The following is a 21,157-nucleotide window of genomic DNA, read 5'->3' as shown; positions in this document are numbered from 1 at the left end:
GGGCGGAGGGGCAGACGCTGCAGGACGCGGCGGTGCTGATCGACGGGGATCGCATCGCCTGGGTCGGTGCGGCGACGGATGCTCCGGCGGCCGACGAGGTGGTGGATGCCGAGGGACGGGCAGTGATCCCCGGCTTCGTCGACAGCCACAGCCACCTCGTGTTCGCGGGGGACCGGGCCGCCGAGTTCGAGGCGCGGATGGCCGGGCAGCGGTATGCGGCCGGCGGCATCCGCTCCACCGTCGCGGCCACCCGTGCGGCGACCGACGACGAACTGCGTGCCAGACTGCGCGGCTTCCTCGAGGAGATGCTCGCCCAGGGCACGACGACGGTCGAGATCAAGAGCGGCTACGGGCTGAGCGTCGCAGACGAGGAGCGTCTCGTGCGCCTCGCCGCCGAAGTGACGCCGGAGGTGACGTTCCTCGGCGCGCACGTCGTGCCGGCCGAGTACGCGGATCGCTCCGACGAGTACGTCGACCTCGTCACGGGACCCATGCTCGAAGCCTGCGCGCCGCACGCGAAATGGATCGACGTGTTCTGCGAGACCGGCGCCTTCACGGTGCCGCAGTCGCGACGGGTGCTCGAGGCCGGCATCGCTCGAGGGCTCGCCCCGCGCGTGCACGCGAGCCAGCTCGGACCCGGGGATGGCGTGCGTCTGGCCGTCGAGCTCGGCGCGACATCCGTCGACCACGGCACCTACCTGACCGACGACGATGTCGCGGCGCTCGCCGCATCCGACACCGTCCTGACCCTGCTGCCCGGCGTCGAGTTCTCGACGCGCCAGCCGTATCCTGACGCCCGCCGGCTGATCGATGCCGGCGTGACGGTCGCGATCGCCTGCGACACGAACCCTGGCTCGAGCTTCACGTCGTCGATGCCGTTCTGCATCGCGATCGCGGTGCGAGACATGGGGATGACCCCGGCCGAGGCCGTGTGGGCGGCGACCGCGGGCGGCGCCAGAGCGCTGCGCCGCGACGATGTCGGTGTGATCGTGCCCGGTGCCAGGGCCGACATCGTGCTGCTGGATGCGCCGACGCGCATCCATCTCGCTTACCGTCCTGGCGTGCCGCTCGTGCGTCGGGTGTGGAAGGACGGCCGCGCCATCGGGTGAGACCCCCCGGAACGGGGCCCGCTCGGGGAAGGTCAGCCCGCGTCGCCGAGCGTCGGCGGAAGCGTGGGCACGGCAGTCGGCCAGGCGCCGTATCGGCGATCGAGGTCCGCGCTGGCGAGCTCGAGGGATTCGCCGCCCGCGTACCGTTCGGAGTCGATGTCGAGCGAGGCGAGCAGCGCGATGGTGGTCTCGGGGGTCTGCCCTGGAGCGTCGAAGGTGAAGCGCACGAGGCGTCCACGGTCGATCTCGTCCTGCGAGGCGAGTTGGGCGAGCGTGTAGTCCACGAGTGTCACGGGGTCACCGGTGAAGGCATCCGTCGCCGAGAGCGTGACGATCGTGTAGGGGACCGTGCCGTCCCACGCGCGCGCGGCAGACAACTCAACGCCGGGGATCTCGGCGAGGGCATCCTGGATGGCGTCGAGCGAGCGGCCGGAGGTATGTGCTGCGGAGGACGTCGACGCAGGGCTGGGGATGCCGATGACAGAGCATCCGTTGAGCACTGCGATGGCGACGATCGCCCCTGCGGCCACGAGCGCCGTTCGATGTGTGCGGATCATGAGAGCCCCCTCTCGTCTCGCTCTCCACCCTACGGTGGTGCACGCCGACCCGATGACCTCCCCGCCCGCCTGCCCGATTCCTTCTATGCTGGCCGCAATGTCTTCCACCGTGCCTCCGACCGTGACGATCCGCCTCGTCGATTACGACACGAAGCGATGGATCTGGGTGCCGCACATCTGGCCGCACGAGGGATTCGCGGGCCCGGAGTCATGGGCGGATGCCGCATCACGCACGGTGGCGCGACGCTCGTGGTTTCGATACCTGCGACGCGGGTTCCTCCGCGACGAACTCGTACGCATGGCACTCAGCCGCGATGGTGAGAGCACCAACTGGTCGCTGGCGTACGCGCCGAATCTCCATGAGATCCCCCACCTGGTCAGGGTGGACGCGCACGACAGCGTGCGAGGTGTGTACACATCGTTCGAGCAGTTCCTGCAGCTCGACGGACCCGACCTGGCCGAGCGTCCGGTGATGCAGCCCTTCTTCTCGAAACACCTCGGTCACGGCGTCACCGTGCTGAAGCGCCGCTGGTTGGAGGAGACCCGCTCCCTCGCCGGTGTGCGCAGCTACGGTTGGGAGCTCGAGCAGACCTGGGTCTCGCTGCACATGGCGGACCACTTCCTGCCGCGGCTCGATCGCCTTCGCGAGCACACCGATGCGCTCGCGCGGGCGCTCGCGTTCGATATCGATCTCGGGGCGGGACCGCAGCCGGCACGAGCGCGAGACTGACCGGGACGCCCACCGCCCGACCCGGCGAGGGAATGACGCGAGGAGCGACGCCCACCTGGTCGACACGCTGACGGCGTGGCTCGAATGGTTCGGCGACGTGACTGCGGCATCCGCTGACTGTCTCGCTCAGATCCACGCTCCTCATACACTGAGTCGGATGAGCGCCACCGAACCTGACATCGTGACGATCCGCCTCGTCGATTACGACACGAAGCGATGGATCTGGGTGCCGCACATCTGGCCACACGAGGGATTCACGGGCCCGGGGTCATGGGCGGATGCCGTGTCTCGCACCGTGGCGAAGCGCTCCTGGCTGACGTTCGTGAAGCGCCGCGCGTTCCGTGCCGATCTTGTGCAGATGTCGCTCAGCCGCGATGGCGAGAGCACGAACTGGACGATGGCCTACGCGGCGAATCTGAGCCAGGTGCCCAGGATCGTTCGGATCGACGCGCACGATCGGGTGAACGGAGCCTACGACTCACTCGAGCAGTTCCTGCACCTGGACCAGGAGGGCCTGAACGAGCCACCGGTCGTCGAGCCGTTCTTCTCGACCCCCCTCGGTCATGGCATCACGGCACTCATGCGTCGGAGAGTCGAGGGGGCGCTCCACGGTGTGCGCCTCTACGGGTGGGAACTCGGCAACACCTGGGTGTCGCTCAGCCTGGCGGACTTCGATCTCCGCTACCTCGATCGCCTCCGCGTGCACACCGACGCGCTCGCACGTGCGCTCGCGTTCGACCTGGATTCCGGTGCGGGACCGCAGCCGGCGCGAGCGCGGGACTGAAACTGCGAGAGGCGGCTCACACCGCCGGATCGAGGCGTGCAAGGGCAGCATCCATCTGCTCGGTCATGTGACGGTAGCCGGTGTCGGACGGGTGGATGCCGTCGGCTGCCATCCAGCTGTCGCCCGATCCGGCGTAGTGCCCGTCGAGCCAGCGACTCGCGCCGGGGATCCAGTCCGCATCGATCGCGGCCGCGGCATCCTGCACCCAGCCGATGATCGTCTCCACCGATTCGGGGCGCTCTTCGGTGTACCAGAACGGTTCGACGACGATGATCCGTGCGGTGGGCAAGGCGTCGCGCAGACGGGTCAGGTCGCTCGTGATGGTCTCGCGGATGAGGTCGGCGCGGGTGTCGAAGCTGAAGTTGTCGTTCAGTCCCATCGTCACGAACACGATGTCGGGATGCTGCGCGATGACGAGCTCGGGCAGGTCGTTCTCGCCGAAGTCGGAGCGGTGATTGACGAACCCGAGCCCGTTGACGCTCGGGTTGAACTCGCGCCATCCGCGCTCCTCGCTGATGACGGTCGACCAGCGGAGCGTCGGGTCGCTCGCGCCGGTGCCGAGGGTGTACGAGTCTCCGTAGAAGGCGACGACCGGTCCGTCGCCCGGTGTCGGAGACGCGTCCGGTGCGGGGGCGGCGCCGCAGGCCGCGAGGCCGAGGGCGAGGGCGACCACGGACGCGAGCGATCGGAGACGGCGCATGCGGGTTGTTCGGCGCCGAGCGCTGAGCGGATGGCCCGCGCCCCGCCCGCCCCCCGCCGAGGGGTCAAGAACCGCCGCACGCCCAGCGTCGGCAGCGGCGGGTGATGACCCCTCGCGCGCGGTCGGCGGCCGAGATGTGGCCGGCTAGGACGCGGTCGCTCGCGCGCGGGGCCGGGTGAGCCGCGGGATCAGCGCCGGCGTCTGCTCGCGGTACTCGCGGTAGTCGGCGCGATCGCCCCACTTCTCCTCGGCGCGGGCTTCGAGCAGCGGGATGCCGCTCACCCGCGTGAGCAGCAGGATCACGAACAGCGGCGAGAGCAGGGCGACCCACTGCCATCCGGCGAGCACGGGCGCGGCCGTGAGGAACACGCCCACCCAGATCACGATCTCGCCGAAGTAGTTGGGGTGCCGCGAGCGCGACCACAGCCCGGTGCGGATGAACTCGTGCCGGTTGCTCGGGTCTGCGCGGAACGCCGACTTCTGGGCGTCGGCCACGATCTCGATCGCCATGCCGATGACCCACACGATGATCCCGACGATCGTCAGCCAGCCGATCGGGGCTCGCGACCCGGCATCCGTGCTGATCGCGATCCATGCTGCTGCCGCGGTCAGCGACACCCACGCGCCCTGGATCACCCACACCTGCAGGAAGCGCAGCGGCGAGCCCTTGATCGCGTCGAATCGACCGTCCGATCCGGCCTTGTGCACGCGCAGGGCCAGGAACGACCCGAGGCGGACGGCCCACAGCATCACCATCGCCGCGAGGATCCAGCTGCGAGCGTCAGGCATGGGCGCGAGCAGCACGAGCGCGCCGGAGATCACGAAGAACGTGAGGCTGCCGGTGAGATCGAAGAACCGCTCGGTGCGCAGGAGCATCGCCGGGATGAAGGCGATGACCTGGATCGCGAAGGCAGCGGCGACGGCGATCGCGAACAGCGGGATGCCGCCGATCGTCTCACCGTGCTGGCTGCCGGCGATGGCGACGAGGGCTCCGATGACGAGCGCGACGATGATCGCGATGAGCGACGAGCGGGACGACTTGGCGTTGGTGGGTGTCGGGGAGGACATGATGTGCTTTCTGTTTCTCAGAGGTACAGGTCTTCGACGGTGACGGCTGCGCGATCCAGCACGACGCTCCGCTTGAGTTTCATGGTCGGGGTGACGAGGCCGCGGTCTTCGAGGTCGGCGAAGACCACGCTGAACCGACGCACCTGCTCGCTGCGGGCGACGAGCGTGTTGGCGGCGTCGACGGCTCGCTGCAGGTGTGCTCGCAGCGTCGGATCGGTCACCTCGCAGATCTCGAGACGCGTCACGGCGGGGATGCTCGCGCCCTCGGCATCCGCCCAGGCCAGAGTCTGCTCGGGATCGAGCACGAGCAGCGCGGAGAGGTACGGCTTGCCCTCGCCGACCATCACCGCATGCGAGACGAGCGGGTTGGCTTCGACCGCGTTCTCCCAGCGGGTGGGCACGATCGTCTTGCCGTTCGACGTCACGATCACGTCTTTCAGGCGCCCTTCGAGGATGAGCCTGCCCTGATCGTCGAGTCGTCCGAGGTCGCCGGTGCGGAAGAAACCGTCGACGAAGGCGCCCTCGTCGTGCGCCGGATTGCGGTAGCCGCCGAAGACGCCGACGCCGCGCGCGAGCACTTCGCCCTCGTCGCTGATCCGCACGGTGAGGCCGGGCAGAGGCGAGCCGACGCTGCCCGATGCGATGCGACCGGGCAGGTTGCCGGTGAGGGGCGCCGTCGTCTCGGTCAGTCCGTAGCCCTCGATCACCGGGACGCCGATGCCGCGGAAGAACAGGGAGAGCTCGGCGTCGAGCGCCGCGCCGCCGGACAGGATGTAGCCGACCCGGCCGCCCATCACGGTGCGAAGGCGTCGGTAGAAGAGCGCCTCGAACAGGCGATGGCGAAGGCTGAGTGCGGGGTGCCTGGCCGGCGTTCCGCCGGCGTCGATCTGCTCGGCGCGGCGGCCCCATGCGATGGCCGTCGACTCCGCCTTGGCCCAGACTCCGGACAGTCCCTTGTCTGCGGCCTTGGTGGCGGCGGCCGCCTGGATCTTCTGCAGCACCCGCGGCACGACGACCAGGAATGTCGGACGCAGCGTGTCGAGGGTGGCGACGACCGTCGACGGGTCGGAGAGGTGCGCGATGCGCATGCCGCTGGCCAGGCAGATCAGCTGCAGTCCGCGTGCCAGCACATGGGCGAGTGGCAGGAAGATGACGGTGTTCCCGTCTTCGTTCACGATCTCGCGGTAGGCCGCGGCGATGTTGAGCACCTGACCGAGGAAGTTGCGGTGGGTGAGGACGACGCCCTTGGGCTCACCGGTGGTGCCCGAGGTGTAGACGATCGTCGCGGGGTCGTCCTGGGCGGCGGATGCCCTTCGGGCCTCGAGCGCTTCGTCGGTGACGTCGACGCCGAGCGCGACCAGGTCGGAGAGGGTTCCGGATGCCGCGGCATCCGATGCATCGGCATCCATCATCCAGGCGCCGAGCGTGACGTCAGCCGTCTGCGCGAGTGCCTCGTGCAGCAGTGCCGCATGCTCGCGGCTGCCACCGATCGCCAGGCGCACGCCGGCATCGGCCACGATGGCGTTCACCTGCGAGGGCGACGAGGTCTCGTAGATCGGCACGACGACCGCGCCGGCGAACCAGGATGCGAGGTCGGCGACGGCCCATTCGTAGCGCGTCGGTGCCATGATCGCGATCGGGTCGCCGGCCTGCACGCCCTGCGCGATGAACCCCTTCGCGAGCGCGCGTACCTCGTTCGAGAACGCCCGTGTCGTGATCGGCCGCCACGATCCGGCATCCGCTCCGTCGACCTCGAAGGCGACGTGGTCCGGTGCTGCTGCGACGCGAGCGACCAGCAGGTCGGTGACGTTGCGGTAGCTGTCGAGGGCTGCCAGCGGCGGGGTCGATGATTCGATCATCGGGGCTCCTCTCGGTCGTACGGGCGGTTCGCTGGGCGCTCGAATACCGGCCCACCTGCTCTTGTTCGGAACCGATGCGGAATCGGATGGGAGCGCTGTCGTGCGCGGCGCGACGTGTGCGGCCGACGAGAAAACCCCCGGATAACCGGGGGTCTCATGGAGTGTCACTTCCAAAGCTAGTCCGGACTACTGTGCCGCTTTTGCCCCGTTGTTCGGACTGAAGTTTACGCTTATTCCTGTGAGTCGCGCAGGAGGGCGTTCCACAGCTACTCCAGACAAGTCGAGCCGGACAAAACCCAGCTCAAAGGCGTTTTTGAGGCTCCTGTGCGTCAAGTCGTGACTGATGGAGAACGCAGATCGACTGGCACCCGAACAGAGTCTGTTTGAAGTGCAAGAAAGATGAGGACTCTCAGGCCGGAGAGCCACCACCGGTGAGGGCCCGCCGACTTACCACGCCGGGCGCGTCGTAGGCGCGCCATGCCGGCGGCTAGCTTGGATGGGTGCGCAACATGACGGATGCTGCCGAGACGGCCAATCACATCGCCGAGCTCGCCTTGGTGGTGTCTTCGCTGGCTGCATTCTTCGCGCTGCTGGCAGCCGCATTCACCGGCTGGCAAGCGATAATCTTGCATCTCGAACGCACGAAGCCTCGACCCGCGGCGTTTGCTTTCTTGCCAGCGGCTCAGGGGCAACCTCGACTCATCAAGAACGAGGGCGGGTCTGCAGCCCACAGCATTCAGGTATTCGCGTGGGGTGTACCCCTGGCTCGCAAAGACCGCCGCGCCGCCCTTCGTATCGTCCGTAACGGCGTCAAGCGACGCTACGAATCGCCCGGTGAGCCCATCACCGGCGCGGTTGTCGACGGGTCGCTAGCAGCGGGCGAGCACGCGCCGCTCCGCGGCACTGGCCCTCGGGCAGAGATGGTAGGCCCGCCGCGGCAACACGGCGTCGGCGGGTTGGACCTTATGTACAGCCCAGCTCTTGTCTGTTGGCAGGACGGGGAGAACCGGCAACGGCACGATTGGGTGCCTCTTCGCTGACAGCCGGATCGATCCACGTGCGGGCGAACTAGGTCCCAGTAGATCTGTCGCCGATGCCCTGACTGGTGAGTCATCGGACCCCAGCGCAGCAGAACCTGTACTTCCTCCCGCTCCCGCATCGGCAGGGGCCGTACACGCCGAGTTGTGCACGGGCGTCCTCGTCCGTGTCTGCGAGGAGGCGTGGGTCGGCATCCCAGATCAGCTGACCCGCAGTGACGGAAATACTCATCCCCGGTTCGCGGGGGATGCCCCACGGGGTGTCCTCCACGCTGGGCGCGGCGGGCGCGTGCTGTACTCCTCTCACCTCATCGCTGACGCGCTGGTTGTGAGCGACCAGTGACGACCAGATGCGTACCGGACCCTCATCGCGCCGCGACCTGATGGCGTCGTCGGCGAATGTCCCGGCGACTGCGATGGCAGTCGCCGCCCCCAGCGTCCCGACAGTCACGTCTGTGGCAAGAGCCGCCGCGATGGCGAACTTGTTCTGAGATAGTGATGCGCCCAGCCGAGCGAGGAATCCGCGGGATGCTGCCCGCTCACCCTGCGTGATGAGGGGCTGCAAGAGTGCGTTCTCCTGGTCGCGGATATAGGCCGCAGCCGCCGCGGGGTCCTCGACCGGAGTGCCTTGATAGACCTGGTGCAGCGTTGCACGGAACTCACCGAAGGCGTCATCGTCATGCACGTCACGGATGACTTCGGGGGTCAGGTCGTGGAACACGGGGAGTCCCGAGCGTAGGACGGCGTCGACTACGCGCGATGAAGTTCCCACGAGCCGGCTCACGCCCTCCTGGCAGAGGTAGCGTTCGTGCGCGAACGGGGCTGTGTAGGTGACACCGTAGTTGTCGGCGAGGCTGAACTCGCGGGCGAAGTAGCGGACGCCGTGGCTAAGGGCCCGTCGAACCTGCGGCGCCGGGTCAGGCCCCGGTGCCATCGGAAAGTAGCCGCGGACGTTGTCCTCGGTCGCGATCTCTTCCGCGTTGAACCGTGCGGCGTAGTGCACCGGATCCATGGCCAGATGGCTTTCGATGTCCCGACGCAGGCGGTCGATTCGACCGCGTTCCCGGAAATACAATGGCTCAGACGGGACAGGTACGACGATGCCTGCTTCGATGAGCGGCCTCATGCGCATAAGCTGCGGAACGACCGTGGCGAGGAACGCGCGCGTACGCCGAGTCCTAGTCTCTGCATCCTCGTCAGGCGGGTGAAAGCCTCGTCGTGCGCTCATCATGTGCTCGACGCGGTACTGCTCGACGGAGAACCAGTCGGCGATGGGGTCCCTCACAAGCACCTGACCGCTGTACAGCAAGCTGGTCAGGATCATGTCGCCACCGAGGAGGGCGAAGTTCGCGGACGGCCATCCTCCGAGGTAGATCGGGTGGTTCCTTTGGTCGATGTCAGGTGTGTGGTGCGTCGAGAACTCTCTCACTCGCTCGCCGAACGATTCCAAATCTCGGCCGGCTACGGTGGTGAAATCCGCGTCGTCTCGGCCGGTGAGGTACGCATCGATGACGTCTATGGTGGACAGCACACTCTGATCCTGCCGGACGTTGCCGCATTGCACGTCCAGATGAGCGGCGGTGCCCCTTCTCAGCAGGAGCTTTCATCCGTTGATGCGTCCGGTGAAGAGCTGCGCGGGGTCTTTTTTCGGTGTGCGCGCGACCGTGCCGGAGTCAGTACGTCTGGGCTAGGTAGATGGGAAACCATCACCTGACCGAGGCCCGAAGCGCCCGGCAGGTCAGCACGTAAGGATCGACAATGTCTGTTGGCATCACCGCAAGAACCGGGGAGCGTTGCCCGGAGTCCGGCGTCTGGCAGGTCCAGGGTACGCCTTCGACCACCGCCCCCATCGCGAAGGGTAACATCATGCCGCCCTACGCGAACAAGGGTGTTACGTGGAAGTTGATCCGCCTCGCCTAATCACTGCTGCGGGGACAGCATCTGCTGTCCCCGCACGGCAGACCTGAGCACAGACGTTGCCACGCGCCCACCGAGAGGCCAGTATCGATAGCGGTGACGCTGTGGGAGGCGTGCGCGCAACGGTGCAGAAGCTGGGGAGGGTGGCATGGGTTCGCCTTACGAGGAGATGGATCGTGACGGGGAGATGGGCCCCGTCACGTATGCACTATTCATCGACCTCATTCCGCGAGCAGCTTCCTGGTACCCGCCGCCGCCCGGGTACAAGTCGTGGTCACGAGAGGCCTCAAGCGAATGGTTTCACTCGTACTTCCTTGAACACAAAGGGCATGCCACGGCCGTAAAGCTCTACGCCCTGGCCACCGACGACGAGTCCTTCGAGAACCTTGCGTTCCGCGCTATCGCGCGTGCGCTCATCGACTGGGCGCGAGCGACTGCTCCCGGTCGGCTGCAGAAGCGGCTGAGGGGGATCCTGCCCGCTGATAGCATCCTCGACGCGAAGGCTATCCTCGCAGGACAGGATGGGTGGACTCTCCCCGCGCTCGGCGAGAGCATCTTCAGCGGAGACTGGCGAGAGTTACTCGCCGCCCCCGGCCTGCGCATGGTAGGTGTCATCAGCGTCCTGAACGAAGGCGGACCCACTTCCGCGCACAATAGGCGGTGCCTAAGCGATGCCGCCCACGCGATTCTGAGCGAAGCAGGGGGCGCGATGCGGGCTCGGGAGCTTGCCTGCGCACTTGTCGAGCACTTCGAGCTCGACGACCCCGACCTCTACCTGCTGTTTGACGATGACCTTCCCGACAGCGATGCCTCCCTGCTGGAGGAACCCGGAGAGCGGGTAGAGGCCGTCGAGCAGGCCGACATCATTTGGTCCGCACTGAATGTGGACGAACGCCTTGTTCTTTGCCTGCTGCCAGCACCCCTGGCGACCATCAAGGTTGTGGTTCCCACAGCGACTGCGACGTTCGTGTCTGGTCTGGAAGACAAACTGCGCGCTTTGGTCGTTCGTGATGATACCGCGCAGGCCGTGCTCGGGATCGTGCGTGCGCGCAGCCTGGATATGCACGCAAAATGAACTATCGCCTTTCTTGGGTGAGGAGATGATTATGGCCGACGAAGAGCGCGACACCTTCTCGAGAGTCGCCGGACGGAGACCCGTGCGGCGTCACGACATAGAGGATCATGTACCGGGCCCCGGCAGTATCTGGCGTGCTCGATGGGACGATATCGTTCAGCTGGTTTTGGTGGACACCGCACCTGATGACAGCAACCGTGTGCGCGTGACACCGGTAGGGATAGGCGACGAGGACGCGGATGAGACGACGGTTGTCGTACCTGCGGAAGAAACGGAGCTGAACGAACCGCTGAGCATCTGGGTGACGCTCACCGCGGATGTCGGCGCCATCATCTTGGATCGCCAGGTGGCGACGATGAAGACGTACCGTTCTGTGGATGAAGTAGCCGTGGCCGCCGAGGCGGGGGTGCTTCGGTGCGGATACATGGTTGCCAACGAAAGTAGCCCGCGTCTCGCGCAGAAGAAGGTTCTTGAGTACTCGATTCAGGCTCTGACGCATGCTGCGTGTCTTCGGGGCGGTCAGGGAACGTTGCAGGAGCGGTTGAAAGGCATCGCTCTTGGCGACCTCGCCAGCGCTCTTGGCGGGGATACGCCGTTGGCAGTCAAACTGAAGCGCGGAAAGATCGCCCTGGACGAACCCCAAGCCGAGCCCGTCGCCGAGCTGTTGGGAGTCAGCGCAGAGGAGCTCTTGGACGCGAACCCGGCGCCGCCGGAGCAACTCGTGCCAATCGTGAACGATTGGCACCGCGGTGCGACATTGAGAGCGGTGGCCCGGCGTCGGCAAGAACCCGAGTCAGAAGTGTTCAATCATCTCGCGCAGAGCGTGCTGGGATTGGCCGCAAGGGGCGAAAGGCGCGATGAAGTCGACTGGGCAGGTCGCGTCGACACCTATCTGCAGATGGGGATGGCGGAGTGACGAGCACGAGCACTCAGGCATTCATCCTCGCTCGAGCCCTTGTTCCCCCCCGGGTGCAACGCATGCTTGAAATCGTGCGAGAACGGGGCTCAGAGACCCTCGTATCGCTGCGAACCTACCCCATCGCAGAGCTTGAGACGTGGCCTGAACTCGAGGTGATGCTTCTCGATGCGGTGCCGACCAGCGATTGCGCAATCGCGGGCGTGTACTTTTCTGACCATACCCCTGCCCGCATTGGCATCTGGGCGAAAAGTTCCATCCCCCGACAGCACTTCACCGCTCTGCACGAGCTCGGGCATCATCTCCAACTACATGATGCGACCCTGAGTGCCGAGTTCGACGCCCAAGTCGACCAAGGGGAGCAACTAGAGGAACTCACCTGCGACGCGTTCGCCGCAGCAGTGCTCTTCCCGGACGAAATGCTGAAGGTGCACCTGGGATCCGGAACACCGTTGGCTACGCAGGTCGCGGGGCTGTGGCAGGCGTCAGGGGCGTCGCGGGCAGCGGCATGCGTCGCGGCGGCTCAACGTCTGCAAAGCCCTGGACATGTTGTTCTCCTGGACGAGAATGATGATGTTGCCTTCGCGAGCAGTGTGGGAGAGCTCCCACTGAGACGAGGACGGGACCAGTCCCAGACAAAGGTACTGCGAGCGTTGCGCGCCACATCGCTGAACGCGGCTACGGTGCGCGACCACCGGTTCATCTACCGGGACGGTATCGAAGGCACGTCTCTCTATGCGCAAGCGACCGCGATGGGAGGTTACACGGTGGTCGTCGCGGTTGCTCATAACGCTCCATGGGAGGCGATCTCGCTTTCGACGTCTGCTCCGACGGTGCAAGCCAGGTGGCAGGAATGCACGCAGTGTCAGGAACTGTTTCAAGTCTGGGGCGAGCGGTGCGACCGGTGCAGCGCGGGATTCTGCCCAGAATGCGGTCGCTGCGACTGCGCGTCGCGTGTCGCGGTGCAGACGTGCAACGAGTGCTTCCTCGACAAACCCGCTCAACTATTCACCACCAGCGCGACCCTCTGCGACGAGTGCGCGGGTTTGTGACGCCAGAGGCCGCCCGCACGTTTGTGCAGCGGTGGCAGCTGGACATGACTTCCGCGCTCGCTTCGGTACTTGCTAGGCAAGCGAATGCGTCGGCGATGGCTGAGCCGACAGAACCGTTGCGGCTGGAGCGTCGGCGACTGCGGCACGCTAAATAGCATCCGTGGGGTCGGCGGACATGCATTTCGAAGGCCGCTGGTTGAATCTCGAAGCGAACTTTGTGCGCCCGTGTCCGAACTGATGGTTGCAGTTGCCCCCGTCCGCTCCGCTATGCAAAGGGCAACCCGTATGTTGGCTTCGAGTGCTTTGCTGTCTTGGCATGCTTCGCAACTGGAGGGGTCTATGAACGGACAAGCGTGGCGAGACACTGGTTGGTACTACCTACCAAAGAGCGCCTCAGAGCTCATGACTGCTGTCGCACGAGTGGGAACGCACGGTACGAATCATCGCTTCGCTTGGCGGGGGCACGCTGATGCCGACTTCATTTGGACTTCATCCCTTCAGCGTTTGCTACGGCGAGAAGGATTGCCTGAAACCGAGACAGCCATGCTTGAGCGCGAGAACCGCATCCTTGAGGAGGCCCGTCGTTGGGGCCTTGGCGTTGAGGGTGGGCAACTCGTTGACGACTTTCAACTACTTGCGGATCTTCAGCACTTCGGAGTTCCGACGAGGTTGATGGATGTGACCAGCAACCCGATGACGGCCCTCTGGTTCGCCACCGATTCGGTGACGATGGCTGTGAAAGGCGGTGCACGGTCGAAGCCAGGGCTTCTGATTGCCATGAACATGCCCTGGTATAGGGAGGTTGGAGAAGAAGGGCGCCCGCCAACTGTCTTCAAGACGGTCGGTAGCCCCGCTGTGACGTGGAACGACCTGGAGGGCTTGAGCGCCAAGAGAACGTTGGCGCTCAGCCTTTCGTCACCCTTCGTGGTCAGTTCGAGCATGCCCAACGCGCGACTTCGTGCACAGGAGGGCTACTTCATCGCTAGCGCGCTCCCGGATGAGCCGCTCCCTCCGTTGGCGGGCCTACACATGACGGTTCCGCAAGGTGACTCCGCGGAGGTTGCGCGGCTGCTAATGGAGCAGCGCCGACAGGGGTTGCCTAGAAGCATGCCATTCGTAGCCATCCTCGTGCCCGCGAAGATGAAGGAGCAACTGCGCACGTACCTCAGGCTCACATATAGCCGTACCGCGAAGAGCCTCTTCCCTGACTACACGGGCTTTCGTGAGTTTGGTAAGTGGATGGAACATTCGAAGGGCTAGTAGCTCATCGTCACCTCGTCGCCTTGTTCCCCGGCCGCTCATGCCACGGGCATTCCACGCACCCGCCCGACAGCCGCCGGTTCGGGATGCTCTGGTGGGTCTCGTGGCCGTTCTTGCACCTCCAGTGGTGCTTGTCATTCGACCCGCGCATCACCTCGTTCGGGTACTTGCGGTTGCGGTAGGGATGCCAGTCGCCAACGAGTTCCGGGTCTGTGGTGGCGAAGTCGTTGAACCCGGGGAGGATGAGGCGGCCGGCGCAGTACGGGCAGTCGGAGCCTCGGGTACGCGCCTCGAGGCGCATGGGGAAGGTGTGCGTGTGCCAGTTCTTGGTGCACAGCCAGATGACCTCGAGCTTCGAGCCCTTCGTGTAATCCGCGGGCTCGCGCCCGTCGTTGAGTTCCGGCAGCCAGCTCGGGACCAGGTGCGGGTGAGCGTCGACGATGCTGCGCCCGGAGGTGCGGGTGCGCTGCTTCTTGCAGTCAGGGCAGCTCTTGCCGCGCACGCGCTGCTTCACCGAGGCGCGGTACGCGTGGTCCTTCGGGCAGAGCCAGTCGCGCGTCTTCGGGTCGGCGGCGTTCAGCTGCGTCGCGGTCTTGGCGTAGCCGTTCTTCGGATGCAGCTCTCGCGCGATGCGTGGATGCGTGGTGGCGAGGTCGTTCACGCCGACCAGCGTCACGCGGTTGAGGCAGACGGCGCATCCGGCGTCGTTGAGCGTCCGGTTGAAGGGCATTGCCCGGAACGGGTGACCCTTCTCTGGGCACTTCCACCAAGCCACCGTGTGACTCCGCGCCGTGATGCCTGCGGCGGTCAGGTCCCCGTTCAGGGTGGGGTGGAGTTGTGCCCCGATGAGGGGTGACACCGTCGCGAGGTCGTTCACGCCCCGCTCTACGTGAACCCCGGTGCAGGTCGGGCACGGGGTCTCGACGTCATCTTCGTCCGCCGTGCGGACCTCGATGTAGAGGTGACCTCGCGTGCAGTGGATGGTGCGGAACTGCGGTTCCGTCACCGTCGGTGCTTCGTCACTGTCTCGGGCGAGGCGTGCGAGAGCCGAGAGGTTGTCGTCCCCGGTGCACGCGAGGTACTCCCGTGTGCTCTGCAGGGCCGAGGGGCGGGGATACCGGCTGGTGATGTCGTCGGGCAGCTGGAAGTCGTGGGCGTTGCTGGCGCGGTACCCGGCGTAGCCCCGGAGCGCCGTGTTCAGCGCGAGATGTGCGGGCCAGAGGTGCAGCCAGACCGCTCGAGCGGCGGCCGGGGTCGGGCGCGCGACGATGTTGGCCATCGCCTCTCGGAGCCAGGTGAACGTCGCGGCGTATGGGACGGCGGGGTCGAACAAGCGCTGCGCCGTCTCGGTCCGCTGGGCCCAGCCGACGATGGCGACGGCATGACGGAAGACATTGGCGGTCGGCTGGTCAAGGTCACCCTTGAGTGCGCTGAGGACTCCGAAGAACAGGTGGAGGTCGAGGCCGCCACCACGACGGAGGCGCTGGAACCGGCGGTGAGCGGCGACCTCGGCCGCCGTCACCGCGGTCTGTGTCTCCGCAGTCGTGCCCGGGCCAGTCCATCGCCGGTGGCGCTCGCAGACGAGGTCGTCGAGGTGAGGGTGCTGCTGGATGTGCTCACCGTGGCTGCAGAGCAAGCACGCCCACCGTTCGAACGCCTGCGACCGACACAACTCGCACTCGTCAAGCCCGGCGTCGTCGAGGGACGGGGTGGTGACGAGCCTGTCGAGCGGGCGCCGGACCTTGGTGCTGAGGAGCGACTCCCATGTCGCGTCGGCGTCGTGTTCCTTGGCGAGCGTGACGAGGTGCCGCGGGAGCGCGGTGCTTTCGCCGTTGACGGCGAGGGTGCGGCGCGTGAACGAGTCGAGGGTCTCGCGGTGGGCGGGGCGGACGGTGAACGGGAAGCTGCGGTGCAGGGCGGCGGGGGTCATGCCATCACCTTCTCGAGTGCCGACATCGACTTGGTCTTCTTCTTTGCGAGCACGTTCCGGTAGAAGGTCTCGGCGGTGAGGTCGAGCGTGTAGGCGTCGAGCAGCTTCTTGTCGAGGAGTTCCACCTTCGCCTTGTTCTGGATGAGGTCGATGGCGGTGCCGGTCAGCAGGCGGCCGAGCGAGCCGATGGAGCCGCGCGTGCGCTCGTAGAGGTACTCGGCGAGCGGGTCGAGCGTCTTGACCGGGTGGTGCCGGAGCTGGAGCTCGGCTTCGAATCCGCGGATGAGGTTCTTCCACTCCTTGCGGTGGTCGGCGTTGGACCACTTGTAGGTCTCGAGTTCGACGACCGCGAACCTGTTCATGAGCTGCCGGCCGCGCGGTCCGTGCATGAGGGTGGAGGTGGTCACGTCGAGGCCGCAGTAGAGGAACGTTGCGGAGACATCGTTGTGGAGGCCCTTGAGGAGGTCGACGGCTTCGCCGAGCCCGGAGGCGCGGCCCGCGAGGTTGTGGAGCTCGTCGACGACGATGAGCTGGGTGCGGGCGCGGCGGATGGCGCCTACGACTTTGGTCCGGAGGTCGGCGGTCGTGTCGCGGGACAGGACTGAGAGGCCGTAGAAGTCGCAGAACTCGCGGAGCAGATCCTTGGCGTTGCTGCCGGAGGGCACCTCGACATACATGACCGGGATGTGCTCGTCCTGCTCCCAGTGGGGAACCTGCTTGGTGTACTCCTCGAGGACCCAGCGCATCAGGCGCTTGGCGGTCGTGGTCTTGCCGAGAGCGGAGTCACCGGAGAGCATGACGCCGGCGTGCCCGGAGTTGCGGGACCGGTTCTCCTGGAAGGCGCGGGTGAGGAGGAGCTTGCCCTCGGCGACGGTTGAGGTGCGGAGGACGATGCCTCCGGAGAGGTAGTCCATCCGCTGCTGGTCGTGCTCGTGCCTGTCGGCGGATGACGTGGAGTCGAGCGGCGCCGGCGCGGTCAGAGGGTGCTGCAGGTAGTGGAGAAGGGACTCCCAGCGGTTGAGGGCGGTGATGTCGGAGTCGTGGCTGGTGAAGGCGAGCGTGGTCATGGTGGTCCTTTCAGAAGGTGGGGAGGTAGTCGTCGTCGTCGAGGGCTTCCTCGATGACCGTGTACTCGGGAGGGGCCGTGGGCTGCTTGGCCTGCGGGAACGGCGTTCCGACGAGTTCGGCGTCGGCCTTTGCGGTGAGGACGCGGTAGTCGTCCTCGACCGGGGCGAAGTCGGGCTCGTACCGACGCATTTCAGCGCCGCGCTCAAGGCACTCGATGAGCTCGCCTTCTCCGCCGATAACCCACACAGCCTCGGGGTTGTATGGGTCGACCTTCACTTCCCACTTGCCCTTGTGGCGCGGCATGTCCGACAGCGTGCCGCGGAGCATGTTGAGTTCCGGAGCGTCGTACTCGCGCTTATCGACCTTGACGCCGGTGGCCGTGATGCGGCGGAACTTACTCGGGAACATGAGGATGAAGTTGTCCTCGGTGAGCGGCAGGTGCAGCTGCGCGACGCTGAGCGCTGCTTGCCCAGCCTTCTCGTTGGGTGAGATGAGACGCGTCTGATGCAGACGATGGCGGAGGCTGCTGTGAGGCTCGTTCTGCCACACGCTGACGACCCAGTCCTCGAACAGCTCCCGGAGCGCCTCCAGGGTCAGCAGCTTCTCGGTCGGGACTTCCTTGCCCTTGTGCTCGGGGCTGCGGCCGACGTAGCCCTCGAGGTGTTGAACGAACATCGTGTTGATGGTGTGGAACTGGCGCTCGACATGCGGCTTGCTCGTCGGCGTGTACGGCGCCGAGAGGACAACGCTCCCGCCGCGCTGCTCCACCGCGTTACGGAACGTCGGGGTGATGTAGTCGGTGCCGCGGTCCACGGTGATGTTGGCCGGGTAGATGTACGGGTGCTCTGCAGCGTGACGCTCATAGTCCTCGTTGGTGAGGAGGGGCAGACCTGGGTGCTTCCGTCGAAGCTGCTCGCGGTAGTCCGAACGGGAGCGGCGATTGGTCCGCGGCATCAGGGCCTGGGCGAGCAGCATGGTGTGGTCGACGCCCTTCGCCGCGTCCAGGCGGAACGTGTAGGCCATGATTGTGCGCGAGTGCACGTCCAGCATGAGGGACAGGCGTGCGCGCTTGCGCTCGCCCTTCGGCGTTTGGACCTCCAGGTCCATGGTGTTCGTGTCGACCTCGACCTGTGAGCCGGGGAGGAGGGGCTCGCTCTTCCCCATCATGCGGTCCTTGGGCCGGTTGGCGAGAGACTTGCGGGTCTTGGCGCTGCCGGTGACATGCTTGCCGTGACCGAATCGGTCAATGAGCAGGTACCACGCGGACTTGCTCGGGAGCTTGATGCCCGGGTACACGGCTTCGACTGACTTCGTGGTCTGCTCGATGACACGCTTCTTCGTGCCGGTGGACCACTTGACCTGGTCGTTAATGGCCTTGATGAGGTGACTGATAACGGCCGGCTCGACCTTCTCGTTCGGGACGTAGTTCCTAAGGGCGCGTCCGTCGATGAGCCCGACGAGTCCGTCTCGCTGGTACTTCATGAGCTTGTCGAAGAAGGTGGAGCGGGCCATGCCACGCCCGGCGCGCTCCAGCTCGACGAGCTTGCGGGCGATGCGCTGCTCCTGGCTGGTGGTCTCCAGGTCGTACTCCGGCCAGCACTTCCCCTTCCGGCCCACGCCGGTGAGGACTTCGTCGATGTCGGTGGCAAGGATGCTCGCAGCGTGCAGCACGTGGGTCGGTACCTGCTCGAGCAGGCGAGGTGAGCGCTGCTCTTCGCCGGGGACGATGTTGGCGAGCTCGGCGTGGGTCACGGTGCGGCTGTCGCCCGTGACACGGTGGATGAGAGTCACGCCCCTAGTGGTGGCGGCTTCGAGCTCGTAGATGTCTCCGTCGATGGATACGGCGACGGCGATGTTAGGCGTGGGCATGCGGGAACTCCTGACGGTGAGAGGCGGGGGTGACGAGCGGGGTGCTGTTGGAGAAGAGAGCGTTCATGTCGATGGACAGGGCGCCCGCCCAGATGAGGTGGAAGACGTGGCTTCGGGCGAGGGGCGTGCTCTTCGCGGTGATGAGCGTGATGGCGTCGCCGACGGTTGAGTCGGGGCCGAGCGCGGCGAGCAGTTCGTCTTCTGCGTCCATGCCGGGGTGGTGGCCGGGATGGCGGAACTGGCCGAGCCAGGTGAGGTTGACGTGATGCTGGTGCGGGAGCTCGGTGAGGATGCGGTAGTTCCAGCCCACGGTCTCGCAGACGGTTCGGGTCCACTCGAACTGCGCCAGCGCCTTAGCGTTGAGCCGCCCGTAGGGTTTCACGTCGTAGACGGTCTGCTCGCCGCGGGCGTCGAGGGCGATGAAGTCAGGGTAGTGGTAGACGCCGCCTCCGTTCACGAGCAGCATCGGCTGGGAAGCGATGGCGACGATGTCTGCCGTGTGGTCAAGCCACATCAGGGAGTCGCGCTCCAGCAGCGACTCATGCCAGACGTGCTTCTGAGTTGCGGCCATCCAGTAGTAGCCGTGGTAGTTCCGCTGGTGTGGATAGGCGTTTCCGACGCGAACCGGGTCGGCGACGTAGAGCTCCTGTGCGAGGAGGCCGGCGTCGAGCGGTGCGGACTGCGCGACTCCGTCTCGAATCCAGGTCGCAGTGCCGGGTGAGTGTGTTGTGTTTTCTGTCATGTCTAGTATTTCCGCGGCACCAGGAATCCAAATGCGTCAGACAGTGAAATCCCAGATGCGACCCATAAATGGCGAGATTTCGCTCCCGGCTAGATGCCATATAACATCGGGAAAACGATGAAATATGAGAAACGAGAGATCACGGCGGCGGACGCGGCAGCAGTTCTCGCAGTCAGCGAGCGGCATGCTGAGGCTTTGCTGAAGGATCGGTTGATAGCGGGTCGTCAGTTGCGTTCAGGGGCGTGGCTCACGAGCCGAGCTGCCGTCGAGCGCTACCGAACGACTGCGCAGCGAGGGAGAGGGCGTGCACTGAGCGCGCCGACTGCGTGGGGGATGCTCTGGGAGCTATCAGGTCTACAGGCGACGTGGCTGTCGACGAGCACGTTGGCTCGGGTGCGTCAGCAGGTCACTGCGCTATCTGCGGAGGAGATCGTGCAAGCCACCTCTGGTCGAACTCGTGCGCGCTACTACGCTCCGTCATCAACGACTCCAGACGTCGCATGGGAGGGCCTCATCCGCACGGGAAGGCCGGCTGCGCGTCACCTCGGAGTGCGGGTCAATCGCGCGTACAACTACGCAGCGGGATACGTCCGGGACGGAACGAGTGCAGCCTTCGCCACCCGTCATGCCTTCGTCGAGGACTACGAAGGAATGAACGTGCTGTTCGATAACACGCTTCCAATTCCCTATTCGCGGCAGTCCATGCCGGATGCGGTCGTGGCCGTGGACCTGGCGCTCACTGGAGGTGTTTACGAGCGCGAACGGGGGGCTGTCATCATCGCGAGGCTCCAGAACACGTGGCGAGAAGCGCGCCTCCGTAGCTGACCTGGGGGGCTCGGATGGAGCCTGCCAAAGATGGCTGCGCCTCATGGGGTAGCACTGTAATCCCGGTTTACCGGGATTACAAGCGGCGCGCCAAGAATCACGAATGGGACCTTGTACCGTTAGACACGTCCAACGGGGCGCTTTCGCACCTGAAACGCATCGCCCCCTGTCAAGGCGTGGTGTGCGATGTGGGGTCCTGAAGCGGCTGAAAGGTTCGGCGGCGTCGTCCGTGCGCTCCGTCAGGGCTCGGGCCTGACGCAGGAGATGCTCGCCGTGCGAATCGGGATCACCAAGAACCAGCTCCAGCTCATCGAAGCCGGCCGGTCGGCAAGTGGTAAACAGGATGCCGGGCCGTCAAATCCTCGCATGACGACGCTGGTCGGCATCGCTGACGCTTTCGATCTGTCTGTCGAACAGCTCATGGCTGAGTCTCGCCTTTAGCATGCGCTCTACCGGCGCGAGCGACTCGCACTGACGGGCCTCGGGCGCCGCGGGGCGGCGGGGCCGCCAGCCGCAACTGCTCAGCCTTTCTTGGCAACGGATCTTTGACTGCTCAGCGAGCCCTCAGCAAGTGTGAAGCAGACCGCTTGGGGCGGTCATCCGCGTCGGAGGTGGGAGATAGCCTGACCTCGACGGTTGGACGAGCGGGGGATTCACGG

The 21,157-nt window shown here is 65.8% G+C and carries 19 protein-coding genes; 10 read left to right on the top strand and 9 right to left on the bottom strand.

The features are described 5' to 3' along the window. On the top strand, positions 1 to 1,109 hold a 1,109-nt coding region (hutI, locus tag RS83_RS04510; RefSeq protein WP_045278319.1), incomplete at its 5' end, for an imidazolonepropionase. Between the two features lie 32 nt (positions 1,110 to 1,141). Here hutI and RS83_RS04505 read toward each other — a convergent pair. Next, on the bottom strand, positions 1,142 to 1,666 hold the full coding sequence (locus tag RS83_RS04505; protein ID WP_045278318.1) for a hypothetical protein: 525 nt from the start codon (positions 1,664 to 1,666) through the stop codon (positions 1,142 to 1,144). Between the two features lie 97 nt (positions 1,667 to 1,763). Between RS83_RS04505 and RS83_RS04500 the strand changes: the two genes are divergently transcribed. Both RS83_RS04500 and RS83_RS04495 read left to right on the top strand, forming a co-directional pair. Then, entirely contained in the window at positions 1,764 to 2,396 is a 633-nt protein-coding gene (locus tag RS83_RS04500; RefSeq protein ID WP_045278317.1) for a hypothetical protein, read from the top strand. Between the two features lie 157 nt (positions 2,397 to 2,553). Next, the gene (locus RS83_RS04495) at positions 2,554 to 3,180 is read left to right on the top strand and encodes a hypothetical protein (RefSeq protein ID WP_045278316.1); all 627 of its coding nucleotides are present in this window, start codon (positions 2,554 to 2,556) and stop codon (positions 3,178 to 3,180) included. Positions 3,181 to 3,196: 16 nt separating this feature from the next. On the opposite strand, the gene RS83_RS04490 is transcribed toward RS83_RS04495, so the two are convergent. From RS83_RS04490 to RS83_RS04480, 3 genes are all read right to left on the bottom strand, one after another. After that, complete coding sequence (locus RS83_RS04490) at positions 3,197 to 3,880, bottom strand: SGNH/GDSL hydrolase family protein (RefSeq protein ID WP_045278315.1); 684 nt, start codon at positions 3,878 to 3,880, stop codon at positions 3,197 to 3,199. 144 nt (positions 3,881 to 4,024) lie between these two features. After that, complete coding sequence (locus RS83_RS04485; protein WP_045278314.1) at positions 4,025 to 4,948, bottom strand: DUF1295 domain-containing protein; 924 nt, start codon at positions 4,946 to 4,948, stop codon at positions 4,025 to 4,027. 17 nt (positions 4,949 to 4,965) lie between these two features. Then, positions 4,966 to 6,807, bottom strand: a complete 1,842-nt coding sequence (locus RS83_RS04480; protein ID WP_045278313.1) for an AMP-dependent synthetase/ligase — start codon at positions 6,805 to 6,807, stop codon at positions 4,966 to 4,968. 500 nt (positions 6,808 to 7,307) lie between these two features. On the opposite strand from RS83_RS04480, the gene RS83_RS04475 reads away from it, so the two are divergent. Then, positions 7,308 to 7,847: a hypothetical protein gene (locus RS83_RS04475; RefSeq protein ID WP_156153113.1), complete on the top strand. Its 540-nt coding sequence runs from the start codon at positions 7,308 to 7,310 to the stop codon at positions 7,845 to 7,847. A gap of 70 nt (positions 7,848 to 7,917) precedes the next feature. Here RS83_RS04475 and RS83_RS04470 read toward each other — a convergent pair whose 3' ends face one another. Continuing rightward, positions 7,918 to 9,375, bottom strand: a complete 1,458-nt coding sequence (locus RS83_RS04470) for a hypothetical protein (protein ID WP_045278311.1) — start codon at positions 9,373 to 9,375, stop codon at positions 7,918 to 7,920. Between the two features lie 534 nt (positions 9,376 to 9,909). On the opposite strand from RS83_RS04470, the gene RS83_RS04465 reads away from it, so the two are divergent. The 4 genes from RS83_RS04465 (at position 9,910) to RS83_RS18205 (ending at position 14,064) form a co-directional block, all read left to right on the top strand. Further along, positions 9,910 to 10,836: a hypothetical protein gene (locus RS83_RS04465; protein WP_045278310.1), complete on the top strand. Its 927-nt coding sequence runs from the start codon at positions 9,910 to 9,912 to the stop codon at positions 10,834 to 10,836. A 31-nt stretch (positions 10,837 to 10,867) separates the two neighbouring features. Beyond that, positions 10,868 to 11,752: a hypothetical protein gene (locus RS83_RS04460; RefSeq protein ID WP_156153112.1), complete on the top strand. Its 885-nt coding sequence runs from the start codon at positions 10,868 to 10,870 to the stop codon at positions 11,750 to 11,752. 62 nt (positions 11,753 to 11,814) lie between these two features. Beyond that, positions 11,815 to 12,804: an ImmA/IrrE family metallo-endopeptidase gene (locus RS83_RS04455; RefSeq protein WP_045278340.1), complete on the top strand. Its 990-nt coding sequence runs from the start codon at positions 11,815 to 11,817 to the stop codon at positions 12,802 to 12,804. An 84-nt stretch (positions 12,805 to 12,888) separates the two neighbouring features. Next, positions 12,889 to 14,064 (top strand): FRG domain-containing protein, encoded by a 1,176-nt coding sequence (locus tag RS83_RS18205; RefSeq protein WP_156153111.1) that lies wholly within the window; start codon positions 12,889 to 12,891, stop codon positions 14,062 to 14,064. A 10-nt stretch (positions 14,065 to 14,074) separates the two neighbouring features. Here RS83_RS18205 and RS83_RS04445 read toward each other — a convergent pair whose 3' ends face one another. From RS83_RS04445 to RS83_RS18200, 4 genes are read right to left on the bottom strand one after another with little or no spacing between them, the layout of a single operon-like run. Beyond that, a complete protein-coding gene (locus RS83_RS04445; RefSeq protein WP_045278308.1) occupies positions 14,075 to 15,994 on the bottom strand; it encodes a zinc-ribbon domain-containing protein in 1,920 nt (639 codons plus the stop codon). Continuing rightward, on the bottom strand, positions 15,991 to 17,061 hold the full coding sequence (locus tag RS83_RS04440) for a TniB family NTP-binding protein (protein ID WP_045278307.1): 1,071 nt from the start codon (positions 17,059 to 17,061) through the stop codon (positions 15,991 to 15,993). The genes RS83_RS04445 and RS83_RS04440 overlap by 4 nt, the downstream gene beginning before the upstream one ends. A 10-nt stretch (positions 17,062 to 17,071) precedes the next feature. Further along, positions 17,072 to 18,931, bottom strand: a complete 1,860-nt coding sequence (locus RS83_RS04435) for a Mu transposase C-terminal domain-containing protein (protein WP_045278306.1) — start codon at positions 18,929 to 18,931, stop codon at positions 17,072 to 17,074. After that, entirely contained in the window at positions 18,918 to 19,673 is a 756-nt protein-coding gene (locus RS83_RS18200; protein WP_052678844.1) for a TnsA-like heteromeric transposase endonuclease subunit, read from the bottom strand. The genes RS83_RS04435 and RS83_RS18200 overlap by 14 nt, the downstream gene beginning before the upstream one ends. A gap of 117 nt (positions 19,674 to 19,790) precedes the next feature. Between RS83_RS18200 and RS83_RS18685 the strand changes: the two genes are divergently transcribed. Beyond that, positions 19,791 to 20,498, top strand: a complete 708-nt coding sequence (locus RS83_RS18685) for a hypothetical protein (RefSeq protein ID WP_156153110.1) — start codon at positions 19,791 to 19,793, stop codon at positions 20,496 to 20,498. A gap of 186 nt (positions 20,499 to 20,684) precedes the next feature. Next, positions 20,685 to 20,939 carry a helix-turn-helix domain-containing protein gene (locus RS83_RS04425; RefSeq protein ID WP_045278305.1) on the top strand — a complete coding sequence of 85 codons (255 nt, stop codon included), beginning with the start codon at positions 20,685 to 20,687 and terminating at the stop codon, positions 20,937 to 20,939. The last annotated feature ends 218 nt before the right edge of the window (positions 20,940 to 21,157 follow it).

This window comes from Microbacterium oxydans (assembly GCF_000956525.1).
GTDB classification, from domain to species: domain Bacteria; phylum Actinomycetota; class Actinomycetes; order Actinomycetales; family Microbacteriaceae; genus Microbacterium; species Microbacterium oxydans_A.
This window is presented reverse-complemented; position numbering and strand designations above follow the sequence as displayed.

Bases quoted from the DNA above. Each gene is read 5' to 3' on its own strand.
- RS83_RS04500 (WP_045278317.1), top strand. From the start codon at position 1,764: ATGTCTTCCACCGTGCCTCCGACCGTGACGATCCGCCTCGTCGATTAC.
- RS83_RS18200 (WP_052678844.1), bottom strand. From the start codon at position 19,673: ATGACAGAAAACACAACACACTCACCCGGCACTGCGACCTGGATTCGA.
- RS83_RS04495 (WP_045278316.1), top strand. From the start codon at position 2,554: ATGAGCGCCACCGAACCTGACATCGTGACGATCCGCCTCGTCGATTAC.
- RS83_RS04455 (WP_045278340.1), top strand. From the start codon at position 11,815: ATGCTTGAAATCGTGCGAGAACGGGGCTCAGAGACCCTCGTATCGCTG.
- RS83_RS04445 (WP_045278308.1), bottom strand. From the start codon at position 15,994: ATGACCCCCGCCGCCCTGCACCGCAGCTTCCCGTTCACCGTCCGCCCC.
- RS83_RS04480 (WP_045278313.1), bottom strand. From the start codon at position 6,807: ATGATCGAATCATCGACCCCGCCGCTGGCAGCCCTCGACAGCTACCGC.
- RS83_RS18685 (WP_156153110.1), top strand. From the start codon at position 19,791: ATGAAATATGAGAAACGAGAGATCACGGCGGCGGACGCGGCAGCAGTT.
- RS83_RS04460 (WP_156153112.1), top strand. From the start codon at position 10,868: ATGGCCGACGAAGAGCGCGACACCTTCTCGAGAGTCGCCGGACGGAGA.
- RS83_RS04485 (WP_045278314.1), bottom strand. From the start codon at position 4,948: ATGTCCTCCCCGACACCCACCAACGCCAAGTCGTCCCGCTCGTCGCTC.
- RS83_RS18205 (WP_156153111.1), top strand. From the start codon at position 12,889: ATGCGTCGGCGATGGCTGAGCCGACAGAACCGTTGCGGCTGGAGCGTC.
- RS83_RS04465 (WP_045278310.1), top strand. From the start codon at position 9,910: ATGGGTTCGCCTTACGAGGAGATGGATCGTGACGGGGAGATGGGCCCC.
- RS83_RS04440 (WP_045278307.1), bottom strand. From the start codon at position 17,061: ATGACCACGCTCGCCTTCACCAGCCACGACTCCGACATCACCGCCCTC.
- RS83_RS04505 (WP_045278318.1), bottom strand. From the start codon at position 1,666: ATGATCCGCACACATCGAACGGCGCTCGTGGCCGCAGGGGCGATCGTC.
- RS83_RS04425 (WP_045278305.1), top strand. From the start codon at position 20,685: ATGTGGGGTCCTGAAGCGGCTGAAAGGTTCGGCGGCGTCGTCCGTGCG.
- RS83_RS04435 (WP_045278306.1), bottom strand. From the start codon at position 18,931: ATGCCCACGCCTAACATCGCCGTCGCCGTATCCATCGACGGAGACATC.
- RS83_RS04490 (WP_045278315.1), bottom strand. From the start codon at position 3,880: ATGCGCCGTCTCCGATCGCTCGCGTCCGTGGTCGCCCTCGCCCTCGGC.